Annotated in this window: 18 protein-coding genes and 1 tRNA gene; 14 read left to right on the top strand and 5 right to left on the bottom strand. The window is 67.6% G+C overall.

Features of this window, described 5'->3' with window-relative positions; genetic code table 11:
• Position 1: 1 nt before the first annotated feature.
• Both OWR29_RS05360 and OWR29_RS05365 read left to right on the top strand, forming a co-directional pair.
• Positions 2-319 carry a hypothetical protein gene (locus tag OWR29_RS05360; RefSeq protein ID WP_267561371.1) on the top strand — a complete coding sequence of 106 codons (318 nt, stop codon included), beginning with the start codon at positions 2-4 and terminating at the stop codon, positions 317-319.
• Positions 319-930, top strand: a complete 612-nt coding sequence (locus OWR29_RS05365; protein ID WP_267561372.1) for a hypothetical protein — start codon at positions 319-321, stop codon at positions 928-930. The genes OWR29_RS05360 and OWR29_RS05365 overlap by 1 nt, the downstream gene beginning before the upstream one ends.
• 338 nt (positions 931-1268) lie before the next feature.
• On the opposite strand, the gene OWR29_RS05370 is transcribed toward OWR29_RS05365, so the two are convergent.
• Positions 1269-3065 (bottom strand): hypothetical protein, encoded by a 1797-nt coding sequence (locus tag OWR29_RS05370; protein ID WP_267561373.1) that lies wholly within the window; start codon positions 3063-3065, stop codon positions 1269-1271.
• Positions 3066-3222: 157 nt separating this feature from the next.
• Between OWR29_RS05370 and OWR29_RS05375 the strand changes: the two genes are divergently transcribed.
• Positions 3223-4059, top strand: a complete 837-nt coding sequence (locus tag OWR29_RS05375) for a PSP1 domain-containing protein (RefSeq protein WP_267561374.1) — start codon at positions 3223-3225, stop codon at positions 4057-4059.
• Positions 4060-5204: 1145 nt separating this feature from the next.
• On the opposite strand, the gene OWR29_RS05380 is transcribed toward OWR29_RS05375, so the two are convergent.
• Positions 5205-6866, bottom strand: coding sequence for a metallophosphoesterase (locus OWR29_RS05380; RefSeq protein ID WP_267561891.1), 1662 nt, complete (start codon positions 6864-6866; stop codon positions 5205-5207).
• Between the two features lie 172 nt (positions 6867-7038).
• Between OWR29_RS05380 and OWR29_RS05385 the strand changes: the two genes are divergently transcribed.
• Positions 7039-7115, top strand: a tRNA-Thr gene (locus OWR29_RS05385).
• Between the two features lie 52 nt (positions 7116-7167).
• Here the strand turns inward: OWR29_RS05385 and OWR29_RS05390 are convergent.
• The gene (locus OWR29_RS05390; RefSeq protein ID WP_267561375.1) at positions 7168-7710 is read right to left on the bottom strand and encodes a type 1 glutamine amidotransferase domain-containing protein; all 543 of its coding nucleotides are present in this window, start codon (positions 7708-7710) and stop codon (positions 7168-7170) included.
• 18 nt (positions 7711-7728) lie between these two features.
• Positions 7729-8187: a DUF2231 domain-containing protein gene (locus tag OWR29_RS05395; RefSeq protein ID WP_267561376.1), complete on the bottom strand. Its 459-nt coding sequence runs from the start codon at positions 8185-8187 to the stop codon at positions 7729-7731.
• A gap of 401 nt (positions 8188-8588) precedes the next feature.
• Here OWR29_RS05395 and OWR29_RS05400 point away from each other — a divergent pair, with 401 nt between their 5' ends.
• The 7 genes from OWR29_RS05400 (at position 8589) to OWR29_RS05430 (ending at position 13078) form a co-directional block, all read left to right on the top strand.
• Positions 8589-9038, top strand: coding sequence for a DUF6232 family protein (locus OWR29_RS05400; protein ID WP_267561377.1), 450 nt, complete (start codon positions 8589-8591; stop codon positions 9036-9038).
• A gap of 158 nt (positions 9039-9196) precedes the next feature.
• Complete coding sequence (locus OWR29_RS05405) at positions 9197-10126, top strand: helix-turn-helix domain-containing protein (RefSeq protein ID WP_267561378.1); 930 nt, start codon at positions 9197-9199, stop codon at positions 10124-10126.
• A gap of 45 nt (positions 10127-10171) precedes the next feature.
• Positions 10172-10366: a DUF397 domain-containing protein gene (locus OWR29_RS05410; RefSeq protein WP_267561379.1), complete on the top strand. Its 195-nt coding sequence runs from the start codon at positions 10172-10174 to the stop codon at positions 10364-10366.
• Positions 10367-10664: 298 nt separating this feature from the next.
• Positions 10665-11588, top strand: coding sequence for a helix-turn-helix domain-containing protein (locus OWR29_RS05415; RefSeq protein WP_267561380.1), 924 nt, complete (start codon positions 10665-10667; stop codon positions 11586-11588).
• Between the two features lie 54 nt (positions 11589-11642).
• Positions 11643-11840: a DUF397 domain-containing protein gene (locus OWR29_RS05420; protein WP_324291219.1), complete on the top strand. Its 198-nt coding sequence runs from the start codon at positions 11643-11645 to the stop codon at positions 11838-11840.
• A gap of 329 nt (positions 11841-12169) precedes the next feature.
• The gene (locus OWR29_RS05425; protein WP_267561381.1) at positions 12170-12367 is read left to right on the top strand and encodes a DUF397 domain-containing protein; all 198 of its coding nucleotides are present in this window, start codon (positions 12170-12172) and stop codon (positions 12365-12367) included.
• Between the two features lie 60 nt (positions 12368-12427).
• Positions 12428-13078: a DUF6226 family protein gene (locus OWR29_RS05430; protein WP_267561382.1), complete on the top strand. Its 651-nt coding sequence runs from the start codon at positions 12428-12430 to the stop codon at positions 13076-13078.
• A gap of 24 nt (positions 13079-13102) precedes the next feature.
• On the opposite strand, the gene OWR29_RS05435 is transcribed toward OWR29_RS05430, so the two are convergent.
• The gene (locus OWR29_RS05435) at positions 13103-14212 is read right to left on the bottom strand and encodes a geranylgeranyl reductase family protein (RefSeq protein ID WP_267561383.1); all 1110 of its coding nucleotides are present in this window, start codon (positions 14210-14212) and stop codon (positions 13103-13105) included.
• Between the two features lie 43 nt (positions 14213-14255).
• Here OWR29_RS05435 and OWR29_RS05440 point away from each other — a divergent pair, with 43 nt between their 5' ends.
• From OWR29_RS05440 to OWR29_RS05450, 3 genes are read left to right on the top strand one after another with little or no spacing between them, the layout of a single operon-like run.
• Positions 14256-14816: a sugar O-acetyltransferase gene (locus OWR29_RS05440; protein WP_267561384.1), complete on the top strand. Its 561-nt coding sequence runs from the start codon at positions 14256-14258 to the stop codon at positions 14814-14816.
• Complete coding sequence (locus tag OWR29_RS05445) at positions 14813-15382, top strand: TetR/AcrR family transcriptional regulator (protein WP_267561385.1); 570 nt, start codon at positions 14813-14815, stop codon at positions 15380-15382. Before OWR29_RS05440 ends, OWR29_RS05445 begins: the two co-directional genes overlap by 4 nt.
• Positions 15379-16623 (top strand): MFS transporter, encoded by a 1245-nt coding sequence (locus OWR29_RS05450; RefSeq protein WP_267561386.1) that lies wholly within the window; start codon positions 15379-15381, stop codon positions 16621-16623. The genes OWR29_RS05445 and OWR29_RS05450 overlap by 4 nt, the downstream gene beginning before the upstream one ends.
• Positions 16624-16736 lie beyond the last annotated feature (113 nt).

Below are 16736 nucleotides of genomic sequence, written 5' to 3' on the forward strand. Positions count from 1 at the left end.
CGTGGATGATCTGCCCGACCGGCTCGACCAGGCCGCCGACGCCCTGACCGCCCTCTCCCGCGACGTTCCGGCTCTGGCCGTGGCGCCCGGCGCTTTCTCGGCGCCTCCGCCCCTGGCCGCTGCTGGCGGCCCTGGTTTGCCCGCTCGGCTCGGGGGAGCCCTGCATGACCACTGGACAGCCGTGCTCGACGCGCGTGCCAGTGAGGCGTCGGCGGCTGCCGCTCGGCTGGCCGAGTTGTCGCGCTCGGTGCGGATCACCCGCCAGCAGTACGCCGAAACTGACGAGGCGGTCGAGCGCCGTTTCCAGCGGGAGGTGTGATGGATCGGCTCGACTCGGTTCTCGATGCCGCCACGCCGTTGTTGCGCCGGGCGGAAGAGGTCCTGGAGGCCGCCGGGGCTCCGATCGGCCACCCGCTGTGGGGGCACCTTCGCCGCGTACGACTGATGCCCGCCGACGCCGCCGCCGCCGTGGCCGGGCTACGTCCTCCGGCCCTGGCCGACGCCGCCGCCGACCTGCGGGCGGACGCCCGGGTGTGTGCCGGCGTCGCCTCCTCGTTGCCTTCGCCCGGCCAGTGGGAAGGGGAAGCGGCCGAAGCCTACGAAGACCAGCGCCGCCGCTTCGCCGGCCATCTCTCCGGTACGGGCGAAAGCCTCGACGAGCGCTTCGAAGCGACCGCCGATCTGGCCGCGGCCCTGCACGACTGGATGGTGCGCACCCGCGACAATCTGGCGTCCGCCCTGGCCGACGCGCTGAGCTCCGCCGAGGCCGTGATTCTGGCTGCTCCGCTGGCGTACCCGCCCTCGCCGGCCGAGATCAAGGCGGCGGCCGATCTGGCCTCGCACGTCCTCGACGTTGTGGCCACCGACTACGCCGAGGCGGAAGATCTTCTGCACGGCTCTCAAGAGCTGGCCAACCCGGTCCCGATGTGACCAAGGGCTGTTCGCATGAGGCGGCGCCGCATTCGCACCAACCTGGTCGCGATCGCCCCAGGGCTGTTCGCATGGGCGCGGCGCCACATTCGGACAACCGGAAGAACCCGAATGCGACGCCGCGACCTCCTGCACCCCCCGCAGGTGTAGGGACCACTCAACGCTACGCATCGATGATTGTCTCGGGGTTCGGGCGGCTTCCGGCCGCTCGGACGATCAGGATGGGACATCCGTTCGGGTGCGGCTCACCCATCAGGAGATCGACATGTCTCCATCCGGATGACCCGGTTCCGGTAAGGGCGGACGGGCGGCCCCGCACGAGACCGCCCGTCGATCCGTCAGGAGTGCGTACGGCGGCGGCGCACAGTCAGCAGCACAGCGATTACACCGGCCAGCAGCAGCCCTCCGCCCGCCAGGGCCACCCGGGTCACGTTCGAGCCGGTGACCGGAAGTCCGCCGCCCCCGCCCGACGACGCGACCTCTCCCGCCGCGGGCGAGACCGCCGCAGCCTCCAGCACGCCCAGCGCCATGGTCAGCGACACGTCAGAGGCGGCGCCGTAGCCCTTGGAGCCCGACGACTTGGTCATCGACACCTTGATGGCCGACGCCCGGGCCGCGATGGCCTGGCCCTTGATGGCGTGCCGCACGTCGCCCAGCGCCACCCGCAGCTTGATCCCGCTGGTCGCGGTCGGCGCCGACTCGGTCGTGGGCGCGGCGACCGGCGGAAGGTCCGGCACGGCCGGCACGGGCATCGGCTCGGCCTTCCGCAGGCGGTCGGCCTCGGTGAGGTTCGGCGCGGACTCCATCTCGTGGTACTGCGGGGTCACCGAGATGTCGACGTGCTCACCGGCCGTCCTCAGCCGCCGGGTCGTGATGCCGTCGCCGGAAACCTCGACGACCGCGGGGCGATAGTCGATCTTGCCGCCGGAGCCGGCCGACATCGTCGCCTCGAGAACGGGAGCCTGCAGAATACGCAGCTGGATCTGGCCGCCGGCCAGCTCGACCCGGCCGGCGGTCATCGTCGACCGGGCGATCGAGCGGGTCTCGTCCCCGCGGCGGTCCAGGGCGGTCGTGCCGCGGCTCGTCATCGGGCCCGGCACGCGAACCAGGTTGTTCAGCAGGCTGACGCTGTTCAGGGAGGCGTCGGCCCGCCCGGTTTCGCCGGCCATCCGGCCGCAGGCCATTTCCGTGTCCCACTGGGCGTGCGTACCCAAACCGCCCTTGCCCAGACGCAGCGGACCGGCCTTCCCGGCCGGAGTCGAACGCCGGGTCGCCTTGATGTTGGTCGGCGGCGCCTGCTGGAGCAGCGGCTTCACCATTGCCGCGTACTTCCCCGACGCCTTGTCGCCGGGGTAGCCGTCCAGCGTCCGGGCATAGGCGGCCGACGCGATCGGGGCTTGCGCGATCATCGCCGTACGGGCCTCACCCAGCCTGACCTCGGCCAGCGAAACGGACTTCGCGCGCTGTCCGCTGCTCGGGGCGTCCGAAGCCTCGTCGTCGCCACCGGCACTGTCTTCGTCCGCAGAATCACCGTCGCCGGCGTTGTCTTCGTCCACCGGCTCGCCGTCGCTGTCCTCGCCTGCGAGCTCACCGTCGCCGGCGCCGTCCTCGTCTGCGGGCTCATCGTCGTCGGCGTTGTCTTCGTCTACGGGCTCACCGCCACCGGTGCCGCCGGAGTCCAGGCCCTCCTTCAGGCCGTCGACCACCGCGCCACCACGCTGCGCGACGTCGCCGACGAGCCCGTCCTTGGGTGCGGAATTGCCGGTCCGCGCCTCCTGCCCCGGAAGGACGCCGAGGTACCCCAGGGCGCCCTCCCCGATCAGGCCGATCCCCTCGCTCAGGGTGTCGCTGTCCTCGGGATCGGGGATGATCGGGTCGTCGCCGCCGCTCAGCACCCGGTTGGCGGTGTTCCCGACCGTGCCCTTCTCCTGCCGGTCGCTGTTCGCTCGGGGCTGGTTCGCCAACGCGCGGACCTCCAACCGGTCGATCCGGAGCATCTCGGCCCCGGACTGGGCGGCGAAGTTCTCGGCCCGTTCGCAGGATGCGGGCGCCGCGAGGGCTGGTTGCGGTGCGGTGAGGGCGCTCGCGAAACCGAACGCGACGACACTGGCGGCCAGCGACCTGGCGGGCGTCATGAAGGTTCCTCCCGATTGGGCCGCACTGCTGCGGCGTCTACGGGTCTGCCCAACGAAGGTCTATCTGGGTGGTTGTGAAGCGTCGATGCGACAACCCTGTCGGGTAGCCCAAAACAGGCATTTGGTGCGGGCTGTCCGGCGTCGTACTGTGGTGACCATGGGCATGCTCTGCGCGGTCAGTTTCAACCGCTACGGCCGCCTCTACTACCTCGACCCGGGCGAGTTCTCGCCCCAGGTCGGCGACCGTGTGCTCGTGCCCACGGACGACGGCCCCGAGGTGGCGGAGTGCGTCTGGGCGGCGCAGTGGGTGAGCGAGGACACGTCGGCCTTCCCCAAGGTCGCGGGTCTGGCCGGCGACGACGACCTGCGCCGTGACGAGATGCTGCGCAAGCGCAAGGCGGAGGCCAAGGTCGCCGCCAAAAAGCTGATCAAGGCGCACGAGCTGCCCATGAAGGTGGTGGCCGTCGACCACGTGCTCGACCAGACCGGCTCGGGCGGCGCCCGCACCACGATCTATTTCACCGCCCCGCACCGGGTCGATTTCCGTTCCCTCGTACGAGACCTCGGCGCGACACTGCACTGCCGGGTCGAGCTGCGCCAGCTCTCAGCACGCGACTCGGCCCGCGTCCAGGGCGGCATCGGCTCCTGCGGCCGTGACCTGTGCTGCGCCACGTTCCTGACCGACTTCGAGCCGGTCACCATCCGCATGGCGAAAGACCAGGACCTCCCGCTCAACCCCCTACGCATCTCAGGCGCCTGCGGCCGCCTCATGTGCTGCCTGAAGTACGAGCACCCGCTGTACCAGTCTTTCCAGGCCTCCGCCCCAGCCGTCGGCAGCCGCGTAACCACCCCCGAGGGCGACGGCCGAGTGGTAGCCCACAGCGTCCCCAAGGACGCAGTGGTAGTCCGCATGGACGCCGACGGCTCCCGCTGCTCATGCAGCCGAGCCTCCGTCTGCGGCCCCCGCCAGGCCCACGAGGAGCGCTACAACTAACGCCCACGAGCAACGATCCCCACAAGAAGCGCCGCAACGAGCGCCCGCCAGCGGCAAGCCCTTCGAGGGGTGCCTCAACCAACGCCCGCCGACGGCGCGAGCCCCGGGAGAGGCGCCACAACGAGCGCCCGCCAGCGGCAAGCCCTTCGAGGGGTGCCTCAACCAACGCCGCCGACGGCGCGAGCCCCGGGAGAGGCGCGACAACGAGCGCTCGCCAGCGGCAAGCCCTTCGAGGGGTGCCTCAACCAACGCCCGCCGACGGCGAGAGCCCCGGGAAGGGGTGCTACAACCAGTGCCCGCGGGCGGCGAGGCTTAGTAGGAGCGCTGCAGCTAGCGCCTGCCGGCGGCGAGTTCTGGGAAGGGCGCTGCCACTAGTGCTCGTCGGCGGTGAGCCCCATCAGGAGCGCTACAAACTAGCGCCCGCCGTCGGCGAGCCCCGGGACGGGCGGCGACAACTAGTGCCCGCCAGCGGCGAGTCCGCGAGGGGCGCGACAACTAGCGCCCGCCGACGGCGAGCCTTACGAGGGGCGCTTCAACCAACGGCCGCTGGCGGCGAGTCCCGGGAGGGGTGCGACAACTAGTGCCCGTCGGCGGTGAGCTCGCGAGGAGCGCTGCAGCTAGCGCCTGCCGGCGGTGAGTCCGCGAGGGGCGCTTCAACCAACGCCCGCCGGCGGCGAGTTCCGGGAGGGGCGCGACAACTAGCGCCCCTCGGCGGTGAGCCCCGCGAGGTTCACGAGTGCCTATTTCGACCGGCCGAGGAGCACTGCAACTAACGCCTGGCGGCGGTGAGTCCGAGGCGTGCTTCAACCAGCGCCCGCCGGCCCCGAGCTCGCGAGTGCCGCAAGAACGCGAGGGGCGCAAGAACTAGCGCCCGCCGACGGCGAGCCCCGGGACGGGCGCGACAACTAGTGCCCGCCAGCGGCGAGTCCGCGAGGGGCGGCGACAACTGACGTCGGCCGGCCTCAAGGCCCCGAGGAGCACTACAACCAACGCCAGCCGGCGGCGGGGACACCAGTCGGCGCGCCAACTTCCCAACACGAGCCGAGGTTCGCCCCTCGTCGAGGTACGTCTTTGCGACGAACTCGAGCAACCGCTGCTGAACGCGGCGCGGCCGTGTTCGTGGCGGCGTCGGCATCAGGCCGTGCTCAGCGGATCACGATGGGTGCCTCGATTCGGTGGGGGATCAGCGGGTCTTGTGGGTGCAGCCAGGCGGTGTCGGGTGCGCCGTGTGGGTCGGAGGTCCATTTGCGACAGATCTTGTCGACGCCGATGGGGTGGATGGTCAGCGTGCCGTCGGTGGCGATGTGCAGGCGTAGGAAGCTTTTCGCGTCCTCGATGCTCTGGCCCGCGTAGAGCTCGTTCACATTGACGTCGACTGTGGATGCGATCAGCAGGTACAGCGCCGTCAGCTGGGTGGCTAGGAAGCCGATGACTGGGCCGTACAAGACGGCGGCGACCAGCGGGGGGCCCGGCCAGGCCCAGTCGTGGAACGGCAGCTGGAGCCACACCCAGGTGCCGCCGATGGCCAGGCCGATGTGGGCTAACGCGTGCAGCAAGCCGGCTATCCAATGGCGGGCGTGCTTGGGCCTGTCGGCCTTCGGCGGCTGGGCGAACGCCACCGAGCCGGCCAGGATGAGCACGAGCATGACAGTGAGCGGGATGCTGAACAGTCGCTGCACGATGCCCGCATTGCCGGCGGCCGCGCCCGCCATGGCCAGCATGGTGAGCACGTGCAGGATGCCGAGCATCGTGACGAAGCCGGGGTTGCGCGTCGGCACCCGGCGGAACACGCCCCAGGCCATCCGCTTCGAGGCGGCCGCGTCGGGATAGGACGACTGGAACGCGTACGGCTTGCTGACGCTCCGACCGCGGGTCAACGTGTCGGGCTGGGGCACGACCAGCTCTTTCGGCAGTTGCTGGGTGCCGAGCAAGTAGGCGCCGCCGCCACCGCACGTGATCAGCTCGCGGTCAGGGTGGCTGTAGCGCGCATAGTGGTGCAGGTCGCCGGAGACGAGCACGCGCGTGGACGCGCCGGTCGGGTCGAGCGTCTTGCGGATGAAGTAGTCGATGGCGTCGTACTCTTCCGGCTTGTCGACCGACTTGACCCACTTCGGCGACGGGGTCATCAGGATCACGCGGTCTTGCGGGCCGACGTGCCGGGCCGCCTGCTCGAAGTACCCGAGCTGGGGGTCGTCGATGTAGGCGCCGAACTGCTCGTCGATCGCGAACAGCCACCAGTCGGCCGGCAGCTTGACCGCGAAGTAGGAGCGGCGCTGCTCGGTGCGCCAACCGCCGATGTGACCGTCGCGGCGGCGGGCGAAGAGCCGGATGAACGCGGTGAGACCGTCGTACCAGTCGTGGTTGCCCGGCAGCGCGAACAGCGTCGGCTGCGGCGAACCGATCGGCGGCTCGGGCAGCGCGGCGCGGTAGGGGCCCTTCATCCGGCTCTCGTACCCGTCGCCGCTGGCCAGCGGATAGACCTGGTCGCCGCCCATGAGCAGCAGCCGGCCGCGGGGCAGCGAGGCGCCGTCGACCTGGAGGTTCGGCTGAGCCAGGAGGTAGGCCACCGAATACGTCGCGTCGAAGCCGTCGCCCAGGTCGGCCACGTAGTCGAGCCAGAGCTCGCCGTCCTCGGTCTGCGAATGGTCGAACCAGTCGCCGTCGAGCGCGTTCTGCAGCTCACGCTTGTCGAGATAGGCCCCGAAGAGGACGGCCAGCAAGGTGCGCAAGCCGGTGCTGAGCAGGAGGAGGGGCGCGAGCCAGCCGACCGGGCGCTGCGGCGTGAAGCCCAGCTCCTGCGGATCCATGCTCGCGGGCCGGGGCGGCACGACCTGGCCCGTGGGGGGCGGTTGCGGGTGATCGACGGTCACGCCAGGCAGAGTAGACCCGCCCTCCGACAGAACCGCTGTCCGATTCCGTCGATCTCTGGGGGTGGCCCCGCGAGGCGTCCGGCGGCATACCGTACACTTGTTTCTCGTTGCCGCCTTAGCTCAGTCGGCTAGAGCGACGCACTCGTAATGCGTAGGTCGACGGTTCGATTCCGTCAGGCGGCTCCACGCAGAAGCCCAGGTCACCGACCTGGGCTTCTGGCATTTCGGCGTACGGTGTTCAGGCCTTGGCCACAGCGGAGAGCAGTTCGTCGGTGAAGGCGGGGATGTCGTCCGGCTTCCGGCTGGTGATCAGGTTGCCGTCGACGAAGACCTGCTCGTCGACCCAGGTGGCGCCCGCGTTGGTCAGGTCGGTGCGCAGGCTGGGCCAGCTGGTGAGCGTGCGGCCGTCGACAACCCCGGCCTCGATCAGCGTCCACGGGCCGTGGCAGATAGCGGCGACCGGCTTGCCCGCGTTGACGAACTCCCGAACGAAATTGACGGCGTCGGGATTCGTACGAAGGAAATCGGGGTTGGCCACGCCGCCGGGGAGCACAAGGGCGTCGTAATCGCTCGCGCTGGCGTCCTTGATCGGCTTTTCGACGGGATATTTGCCGGCCGGATCCATGTGGTTGACGGCCTGGATCTCGTCGTCCTTGATCGAAACCAGTTCGGCCGTGCCGCCGGCGGATTCGACTGCCTTGCGAGGCTCGGTGTATTCGACCTCTTCCACCCCGTCGGTGGCGAGGAACGCGATCCGCTTGCCCTGGATCGACGTCGTCATGAGGGGCTCCTTTCGGCTTTAGTAGCCGCGGTTCCCCACAGCGGCCCGGGCAAACGCCGGGGTGCGCCCATTGGCGAGCTCGCCGCCGAACCAGGCGCCGAAGCCGGAGATGGCCAGCGCGAGCAGTTCGAGCAGGAAGAGGCCGACGCCGGCCTGACGGTTCGGATCCCCGACGCGAACCATGACGATCACGGCGAAGAGAAAAAGCACGCCCATGTTGAGCAGCAGACGCAGCACACCGATCCGCTTGGCCACCGGCCGGTGGACAAAGGCCAGGTCAACGGCGCCCGCGACGGCAGCCGCCACGCCGCCGACCAGACCGGCCACGACGTTCCAGTAGGCCAGCGATCCGACGATGGCCGGCGCCCCGAGCAGGTTGGCAAGATCGAAAATGATCGCCATCGCGAACAGTCCCAGGGGGAACATCACCAGGATGGGTTGCACCGCTTGGCCCGCGATCTTCAGTCGGCTCTCCATGCGGATAATCGCCCTTCTACCTGCACTTTCACAGGATTGACAGTGGCTTCCGACGCTTGGGCTACCCGGTCGGTTCGTCTATGAAACGCCACAACCCGGTCAGAGTGACGCGCCCCTCACGCCAGGCGGCTTGTACGCAATCTGCAACATGGCAGATTGCTTTGTAGCGGACAGCCGTACGGCATGCTCTACTGGTTGCAGAGCAACAAGGGCGGAGTTGGAGGGGAGAGGTCCAAAACAACGGCACCCGGCGGCAACCGGGTGCCGTTATCGCCTCTGCAGCGTTCTCTGTTGACTTCGAAGCTGATGTCTGACGCGCGAGGCTGGAAACTATCTCTCTCTAGAGCCCATGGTGGCCCGGTCTTCCTTTCCTCGCAAGAAGCAGCGGAGAGGAGTGCACCATGAGTAAACGTATCTACTACAGCCGTAAAGACGCCGTGGTGACCGACCAACTCTTCATCTGGCGCACTAAGCCCCTGAAGAGCTTCGCCGTACGAGACTTGCGCAATGTAGGAGTCGTGCGGGCCACCGCCCGGCCCGCCTCCCCGGCCATCGTGATGGCGGCCGCCGTCATCACAGTAGTCGCCGTAGGCGCCGGATGGACGATGTTCCAGCCCTCTACCGCCCTCGCCGTAGGACTACTCGCCGTGACGGTTCCCCTGGCTTGCATCCTGCCCTCGATGGTCCGCCGGCCACGAGGATGGGAGCTGCACGCCCTCTATCGCGGTTCCGAGGTGGTTCTCTATGCCTGCGCTGATGAACGTCAATTCAACCAGGTAAAGCGGGCTTTGCGGCGGTCGCTGGAGGACGCGAGACCACCCGAGAGGGGGCTTGACCTGGCGGCAGCTTGAACCGAGGCGCTGTTGACCTCGTAGTTTGCCAAAACCGCACCCCTCCGCAATCGTTCTGATAGGACGGTACTAGAGTGCACCTCGCTGACTGCTAGCTAGCAGTCAGCGAGGTAGCAGCTTCATCGGTAACACCGACCTACTTCAACGTTGAAGGATTTATGGCCGAGGGTGAATTGCCCACCGTCGCGCGCCGGCGTGTTCGCATTGCGATCCGCGAGGCCCGTGAGGCGATTCCGCTTACCCAGGCACAGGTCGCGGAAGAGATGGAGTGGTCCCTCAGTAAGGTCATCCGTATCGAGAACGGTGACGTGTCACTCTCGATCAACGACCTCCGTGGCTTGATGACCCTGCTCGGCATACGGGACAAGGCACGGGTGGAGTCGCTGCTCGCCGACGCGCGAATCGCCAAGACTCGCAAGCGGGCCGCCTGGTGGGAGGATGCGCGCTTCCGCGGAAACACCTCGGACGACTTCCGGAAATTCCTCGAGTACGAGGCGGAGGCGACGGAGCTGCGGTCGTTCAACGTCTACTACGTGCATGGTCCGCTGCAGACTCCGGAGTACGCGGCCGCGCTGACCGGTCCCTGGGTGGACGACGGCACCGACGACTCCGATGGCGTGTTCTCACAAGAGAAAATCGACGCTCTGGTCGAGATTAGGCGCCAGCGTCGCGACGCCATGCTTCGGCGTACGGACCCGCTCAAGTACTACTTCCTCGCTGATCAGTCCGTGTTCATGCGGCCGATCGGCGGTTTGCATATCTTCATTCCGCAGCTGGAACAGATTGTCCGACTCGCCGAGGACGGACTCTTTCAGATGCGCATGCTGCCGTTCGACCTCGCCCAGACCATCGCGAACAACGGCAGCTTCGAACTTCTGACGGTCGACCCACTTCATCCGGATCGCGAAGTGATGTATCGCGAGAACGGCGTGGAAGACCAGATCGTGGAACAGCCTGCCGAGATCCGGCGGCATCGAAAGCGTTTCAACCAACTTTGGCAGGCTGCTGCTGACGAGAGCGACACAATTGCTTTCGTCAGAGAGCGAATAAAAGTTCTGGGATCGACCTCTCCGAGCCCTCGAAGTTGACTAACTCAACAATATTATATAAACACCGAAGGGAAAACAGGGAAAATGCGAGAGGTCGAGTCGCCTCAGTGGCGTAAGAGCAGCCGCTGCGCGAGTGGGAACTGCGTCGAAGTGGCCAAGGTCGACGGTCAGTACCTGATCCGGGACAGCAAGAATCCCGACCAGCAGCCCCACACGTTCTCGGAGGCCGAGTGGGTCGCGTTCAAGGCAGGAATTGGGGCCGGCGACTTCGACTTCTGATCGGTTTTCCGCGTCACCCGCCTGGTGCGGGAGTTTTTCCGTGTGGGGCGACATGTATTTTATGTCGCCCCTTTTAATTCAAGTCCTTTTGATCATGCTTTACGCTTGTCGTGCGAAGCCGAAAAGACGTGCTTAACTGCCTATATGCTGCAGAAATTCGTCGGGGATGTCAAGCATTATGACGCTCTCATTCTAATGGAGAAAAGTTCGACGCAAGGCTGGTGTTTCGTGGCAGGAAGGCGGCATACTGTCTACGGCGGTATTTATTGGTTGAGCAGACTTCAACGACGAAGGAAATATGGCCGAAGGCGATTCGCCTGTGATTGCGCGCCGGCGCGTACGCCTGGCGTTGCGCGAGGCGCGTGAGGCGGTACCACTTACTCAAGCGCAAGTGGCTGAGGCGATGGAGTGGTCGCTCAGCAAAGTCATTCGAATCGAGAGCGGCGACGTCACCATCTCGATCAATGACCTCAGGGGCGTCCTGAGTCTCCTCGATGTCAGCGACCGTGCCATAGTTGATTCATTGGTGGCTGACGCGCGAGTCAGCCGCATCCGTCCGAAGGTCCAGCCGGCTTGGTGGATGAGTCCCCGGTTCGATGACGTTCTGGCCGATGCGCTTCGTCAATTACTCGAGTACGAATCCGAGGCGACGGCGATCCGGTCGTTCAATCTCCTGTTCGTGCCAGGTCCGTTGCAGACGCCGGCCTACGGCGCCGCGCTCACCAATCCCTGGGTCGAGGAACTCGGCGACGAATTTTCACAGACCCGGGTCCAAGTCCTCGTCGAGGCCCGGCAGCGGCGTCGCGAAGCGTTGCTGGCGAGACCCGGGTCGTTCAAGTATTTCATCCTGATCGATCAGTCGGTGCTCATGCGCCCGATCGGCGGCATCGAGGTCTTCGCCGATCAGCTGCGGCTAATCGTCGAGCTGTCGAGTCAGGCGATGTTCCAGATTCGGATGCTTCCGTTCGACCTCTCCATCGCCATCGCGAACAACGGCAGCTTCGACCTCCTGACGGTCGGCGCCGACGCGAGGGAGGGCGATGTTCTCTACCGAGAGAACGGAGTTTACGACCAGCTGGTCGAGAACCGCGCCGAGGTGGCGCGGCACCGCGACCGTTTCGAACAACTTTGGAGCGCTGCCGACAGTGAAAGTGACACGATCACTTTCATCAAGAAGCGCATGGAGGCTCTTGAGAAAAACTCTCCGGAGGCCCGAGGTTGAGATGGAACAGGTAATCGTCATTCCACTGATCACTTGCTAGATCACAGGAGAGTCATGATGCACGACGTTCAAGCGCCGCAGTGGCGCCGGGGTAGTCAGTGCACCGGCGGCAACTGCATCGAGGTTGCCAAAGTCGGCGAGCAGTATCTGATTCGGGACAGCAAGAACCCGGAACGGGCCCCGCACTCCTTCACCGAAGACGAGTGGGTCGCCTTCGTTCAGGGGGTCAACTCCGGCGAATTCATCTTCTGATTCGACCGGGCTTAAGCCGCCCTGCGTGGGTCACCGCGCAGGGCGGTCCTGGCGAGAGGAGAGAGAACGGTGCAGCGTGGCCGTCCGGATGGAAGAAAAGGCGAAGATTTCGGGTAGAGTAACGGCTTTCCCGCTCGGAATTCCCCCGTCCGGCTCCGCCCTGCGTTACGCGCGCCGTAGAACGGACTCCAGCTTTCAGAGCGGGATCTTTCGCCTAGGCGTTTATCTGACAAAACGGGCGAATCGTCTGGAGTTCACATCATTCATTCCTGCTGGATCCTGAAATGGTCGCTTAACGTGGACTTCGGGAACCGGCATGGAGGTGCACGATGAAGATCCAGTTCACCGAAGCCCTGCTCTGGCAAAAGGCTAAACGTTGCACGGGGGGTAACTGCGTCGAGGCGGCCGAGGCCGAGGGGCAGGTCCTGCTGCGCAACTCGACGAACCCGAACATGATCCTGACCTTCACCGCTGAGGAATGGGACGCGTTCGTGGACGGCGTCAAGAAGGGGGAGTTCTCCTTCTGATGAGGGGAAGTCCTGGCGAAGCGCTGGTGGGTCGTCGGCCGGGGGCGGCATACTGCGCTGGTGAGGGCTGACCCGCACGTTGCCCGCTTTGCCGTCCTGCAGGACGCGGCCGAGGCGTTGCTGGATGGGCTGGCAGAGCGGTACATGGTCGACCGCCGGGAGAGTAAAGAAGCTCTTGGGGCGGCCGACGCGTTGGTGCGGGTGGAAAGACTCATGCCGCGTACGCCTGCGGCCGCACCGCTCGCCATCGCGTTCACCGAGACGCCGGGGATCACCCTGCGTCTCGGTCGATGGTGGGTCGAGACCATGCCGGGGTGCGCGTGTGAAGTGTGCGACGAAGACCCCGAGCCGCTGGTCGAGATGCTTCACCTGCAGGTTTCCGCCCTCGTGGAGGGTGGGCTGTGGGAGCGGGTGCGGCGCGGGGTGGGCGGTTCGTGGTTCGAGAGCCGGCTCATCGGGGTTGGGCTCAACGCACGTCGGGAAGGGCCGCTGACCAGGCAGGACTCGCGTGAGGCGAGGCGTAGCGGCTTCGCCGCCGCCGTGCAGTGGGCGCCCTGGCCGCCGCGGCCGATCCAAGACAACGACGGCCGGGCGGCGGCAAGCGGTAGTGGCCCGGCATCCCAAGAGCAAAGCGGCCCGAACGCCGAAGAGCAAGGCGGGCCGTCGGCACATGAGAACGGCGGCTCGGCGGCGGGACGCGGCGAGGAGTGAGGCTGGCGTCGGCCGGGTGAGGCGTCAGGCGCGGAACAGGGTCAGCAGGGCTCGGATGCTGGGGCGTTGCACGACGCTGGCCATGGAGAGGTTGCCTCGGCAGAAGGATTCGAAGGCGCGCCAGCCCAAGGGTGTGGCCATCGCGGCGTGGACGATTCTGGGATGGCGGGAGAAGGCGCTCAGCATGCGGGCGCCCGCTGTCATCTCGGGTTCGAGCTCGGCGGCCACCTGACGTTCGTACCGGGAAAGATCTTGCCATGCTGTGCCGGCCCAATCGCCCGAGCGCAGCGCGTAGCTGATGCCCTCGCGGGTCCACGGCTCGAGCAGGCCGGCTGCGTCGCCGACCACCACGACTTGGCCGCGCCGTAACGGGGCGTCGGGGCGGCGGCAGCGCGTCAAGTGTCCGGAATCGCGGACTACCTTGCGGTCGGTTAGGCCCAGGCGCTCGCGGAAGTCGGCCAGGTACTGCTTCGTCTCGGCGCCGTGGCCCTTTGCCATGATCACGCCGACGGTGAGCTCGTCTTCCTTGGGGAAGACCCACCCGTACGAACCGGGAAAAGCACCCCAATCCAGCTGGACCCGGCCCTGCCAGGTTGCGCGGTCCTCCGGCGTGGCGGCCAGCTCCACCTCGAGGCCGAGGTCTTGCTGCGCGAACGTGACCCCGACGTATCGGGAGGTGATGCCGGCCGAACCGTCGGCGCCGATGATCACGCGGGCGGTGATCTGCTCACCGTCGGTCAGCGTGACGACGCCCTGGTCGACCGCACGTACCTGAGCGTTCTGCCGGACCACGGCACCGGCTGTCACGGCGGCCGAATACCAGGCGTGATCGAAGTCGTCGCGGCGGACGAGAGTCAGGAATGGTGACGAGGTGGCGCGGCGGGTGAATGTGTGGCGGCCGGCCCGGGTGAAGGTCAGCGCTGAGATGCGGTCGCGCGCCGGCACGTCGATGTGCTGGTCGGCGTACGCCAAAGAAGTTCCGATGAGACCGCCGCCGCACGTTTTGTAGCGCGGGTGCTCGGCGCGTTCGAGCACGATCGTGCGTGCTCCGGCCGAGGCCGCGGCGCGCGCCGCCGACAAACCGGCCGGCCCGCCGCCGACAACCGCCACATCCCAAGCCGGCTCCGCGATCACGGGGCGGAAGTCTAACCGCGCCAGCTTATGTACGCTCGTACGCATGACCACGATGCGCGAGCGCATGCTCGCCGGTGAGCTCTACCGGGCCGACGATCCGGCCCTCTTCGACGACATGAACCGGGCCGCGAAGCTGTCTCACCAGCTCAACACGGCCGATCCCACCGATCACGCCCTGCGCCGGCGGCTGCTGACCGAGCTGCTCGGGCGGTTCGGCGAGGACAGCGAGATCCGCCCGCCGTTTCGCTGCGACTACGGCTACCAGACCTTCGTCGGGGCCCGCACCTTCGCCAACTTCGGGTTGATCAGCCTCGATGTGGCAACTGTCACCATCGGCGACGACGTGCAGATGGGGCCGAACGTGCAACTGCTCACCGCGTGGCATCCGGTCGCGGCCGGTCCGCGGCGCGACAAGTGGGAGGCCGCCTCGCCGATCGTCATCGGCGACAACGTCTGGCTCGGCGGCGGTGTCATCGTCCTGCCCGGGGTGACCATCGGCGACAACACGGTGGTCGGGGCCGGCGCCGTGGTGACCAAAGACCTGCCACCGAACGTGGTCGCGGTGGGCAACCCGGCCCGCGTGATCCGGGAGGTGGAGCCGTGACCGCCGTGCCCGCCGCCCGCTCGCCCCGCCGCTACGACCCCGACCGCAAGAGCCGGATCATTGACGCGGCCATCGAGGTGATCGCCGACCACGGCGTCGCCGGAACCACCAGCCGGCGCATCGCGGCCGCGGCCGACGTGCCGCTGGGCTCGATCACGTACCACTTCGACAGCGTGGAGGACCTGCTCGAACAGGCCTTCCGCCGGCACGCCGAGCTGATGTCGCCGCGCTACGAGGCGCACTTCGACGGGGTCACCGACCTGGCCGGCTTCGCCGACGCGGTCACCGACCTGATCAACGGGGACGCCGGCGGCGACCCGCGCGACTGGGCCGTGTCGTACGAGCTCTACCTGGCCGCCCTGCGCAACCCCGCCCTCCGCAGCGTGACCGACGCCTGGATGCGCCGGTCACGAATCGTGCTCGAGCGCTTCATCGATCCGGTCACCGCCCGCGGCGTCGACGCGCTCATCGAAGGCCTCGTCATGCACCTCACTTTGTCCACCGCCACGTACGACCGGGCCGAGACCCGGACCATCGTCGGCCGTTTCCTCGGAGTGCCGCAGTGAGCTCGACTGTCGAGACCGTGCCGGAGGTGCGCGCGGCGACCCGTGCCGTCTACGCCGCCTTCATCCTGGCCGGGGTGGCCGCGGCCAGCTGGGCGTCGCGGATCCCGCAGGTGCGCGACGAGCTCGGCCTGACCCCGTCCGGCATCGGCCTGGTCCTGCTCTCGCTGGCCGCCGGATCGATCATCTCGCTGCTGCTGGCCGGGCAGATCGTCGCCCGGTTCGGCTCGAGCCGCACGGTCGCCGCGATGGGTGTGCTGCTGGGCGTGGCCCTGGTCGCGGTGGCGATCGGCTACCAGTTCGGCGTGCTGCCGGTGGTCGTCGGCCTGTTCGCCTTCGGCTTCGCGAACGGCTCGTGGGACGTCGGCATGAACGTCCAGGGCGCGATCGTCGAACGGCGCCTCGGCAAGGCGATCATGCCGCGCTTCCACGCCGGCTTCAGCGTCGGCACGGTCGCGGGCGCCCTGGTGGGGGCGGCGGCGGTGGCGCTCGGCCTCTCGGTGACGATCCACCTCGCCGTCACGGCGGTGCTGATCGCCGTCATCGTGGTTCTGTCCGTACGCGCGTTCGTGCCCGACGACGCCGGCCCCGCGCCCGTCGTCACCCCGTCCGACCCGACGATGGTCGGCTCGACCGCGCCCGTCACCAAGCGCAGCCGCCTGCACGACGCGTTGGCTACCTGGCGTGAGCCCCGCACCCTCGTGGTCGGAGTGTTCGTGCTGGCGTTCGCCTTCACCGAGGGTGCCGGCATCGACTGGATCAGCGTCTCGATGATCGACAGCTACGGCACGTCGGCCGCGGTCGGCACGCTGGCGTTCGCGCTGTTCCTGGCGGCCATGACGGTCGGTCGCTGGTTCGGGCCGGCGCTGCTCGACCGGTACGGGCGGGTGGCTGTGGTCCGGGTGCTGGCGGCCGTGAGCCTGGGCGGCTTGGCGCTCTACATCCTGGGGCCGGCCACGCCGTTGGCCTTCGTGGGCGCGCTGTTCTGGGGGTTGGGGGCATCGCTGGGCTTCCCGGTGGGCATGAGCGCGGCGGCCGACGACCCGGCCCACGCGGCGTCACGGGTCAGCGTCGTCGCGTCGATCGGGTACTGCGCCTTCCTGGGCGGGCCGCCGTTGATCGGCTTCCTCGGCGACCACGTCACGGTCAAGAACGCGCTGGTCGCGGTGGCGGTGCTGCTGATCGTCTCCATCACCATCGCAGGCGCGGTAAAACCCCTACCCGAACCAGAAGTGATGAGCTGACTTCTCCTGGCCGGCGAATCCAAAAGCGAGACCCGTCGTGACGGTTGCGGTGGGTGCTGGCTTGGGCTTCTATCTCGTACGACCTATGGGCACACGGTTCGTTCGGTGCGCAG

Origin of the sequence: Paractinoplanes pyxinae, from assembly GCF_026626335.1 — a bacterium.
In the GTDB taxonomy this organism is placed as follows: domain Bacteria; phylum Actinomycetota; class Actinomycetes; order Mycobacteriales; family Micromonosporaceae; genus Actinoplanes; species Actinoplanes pyxinae.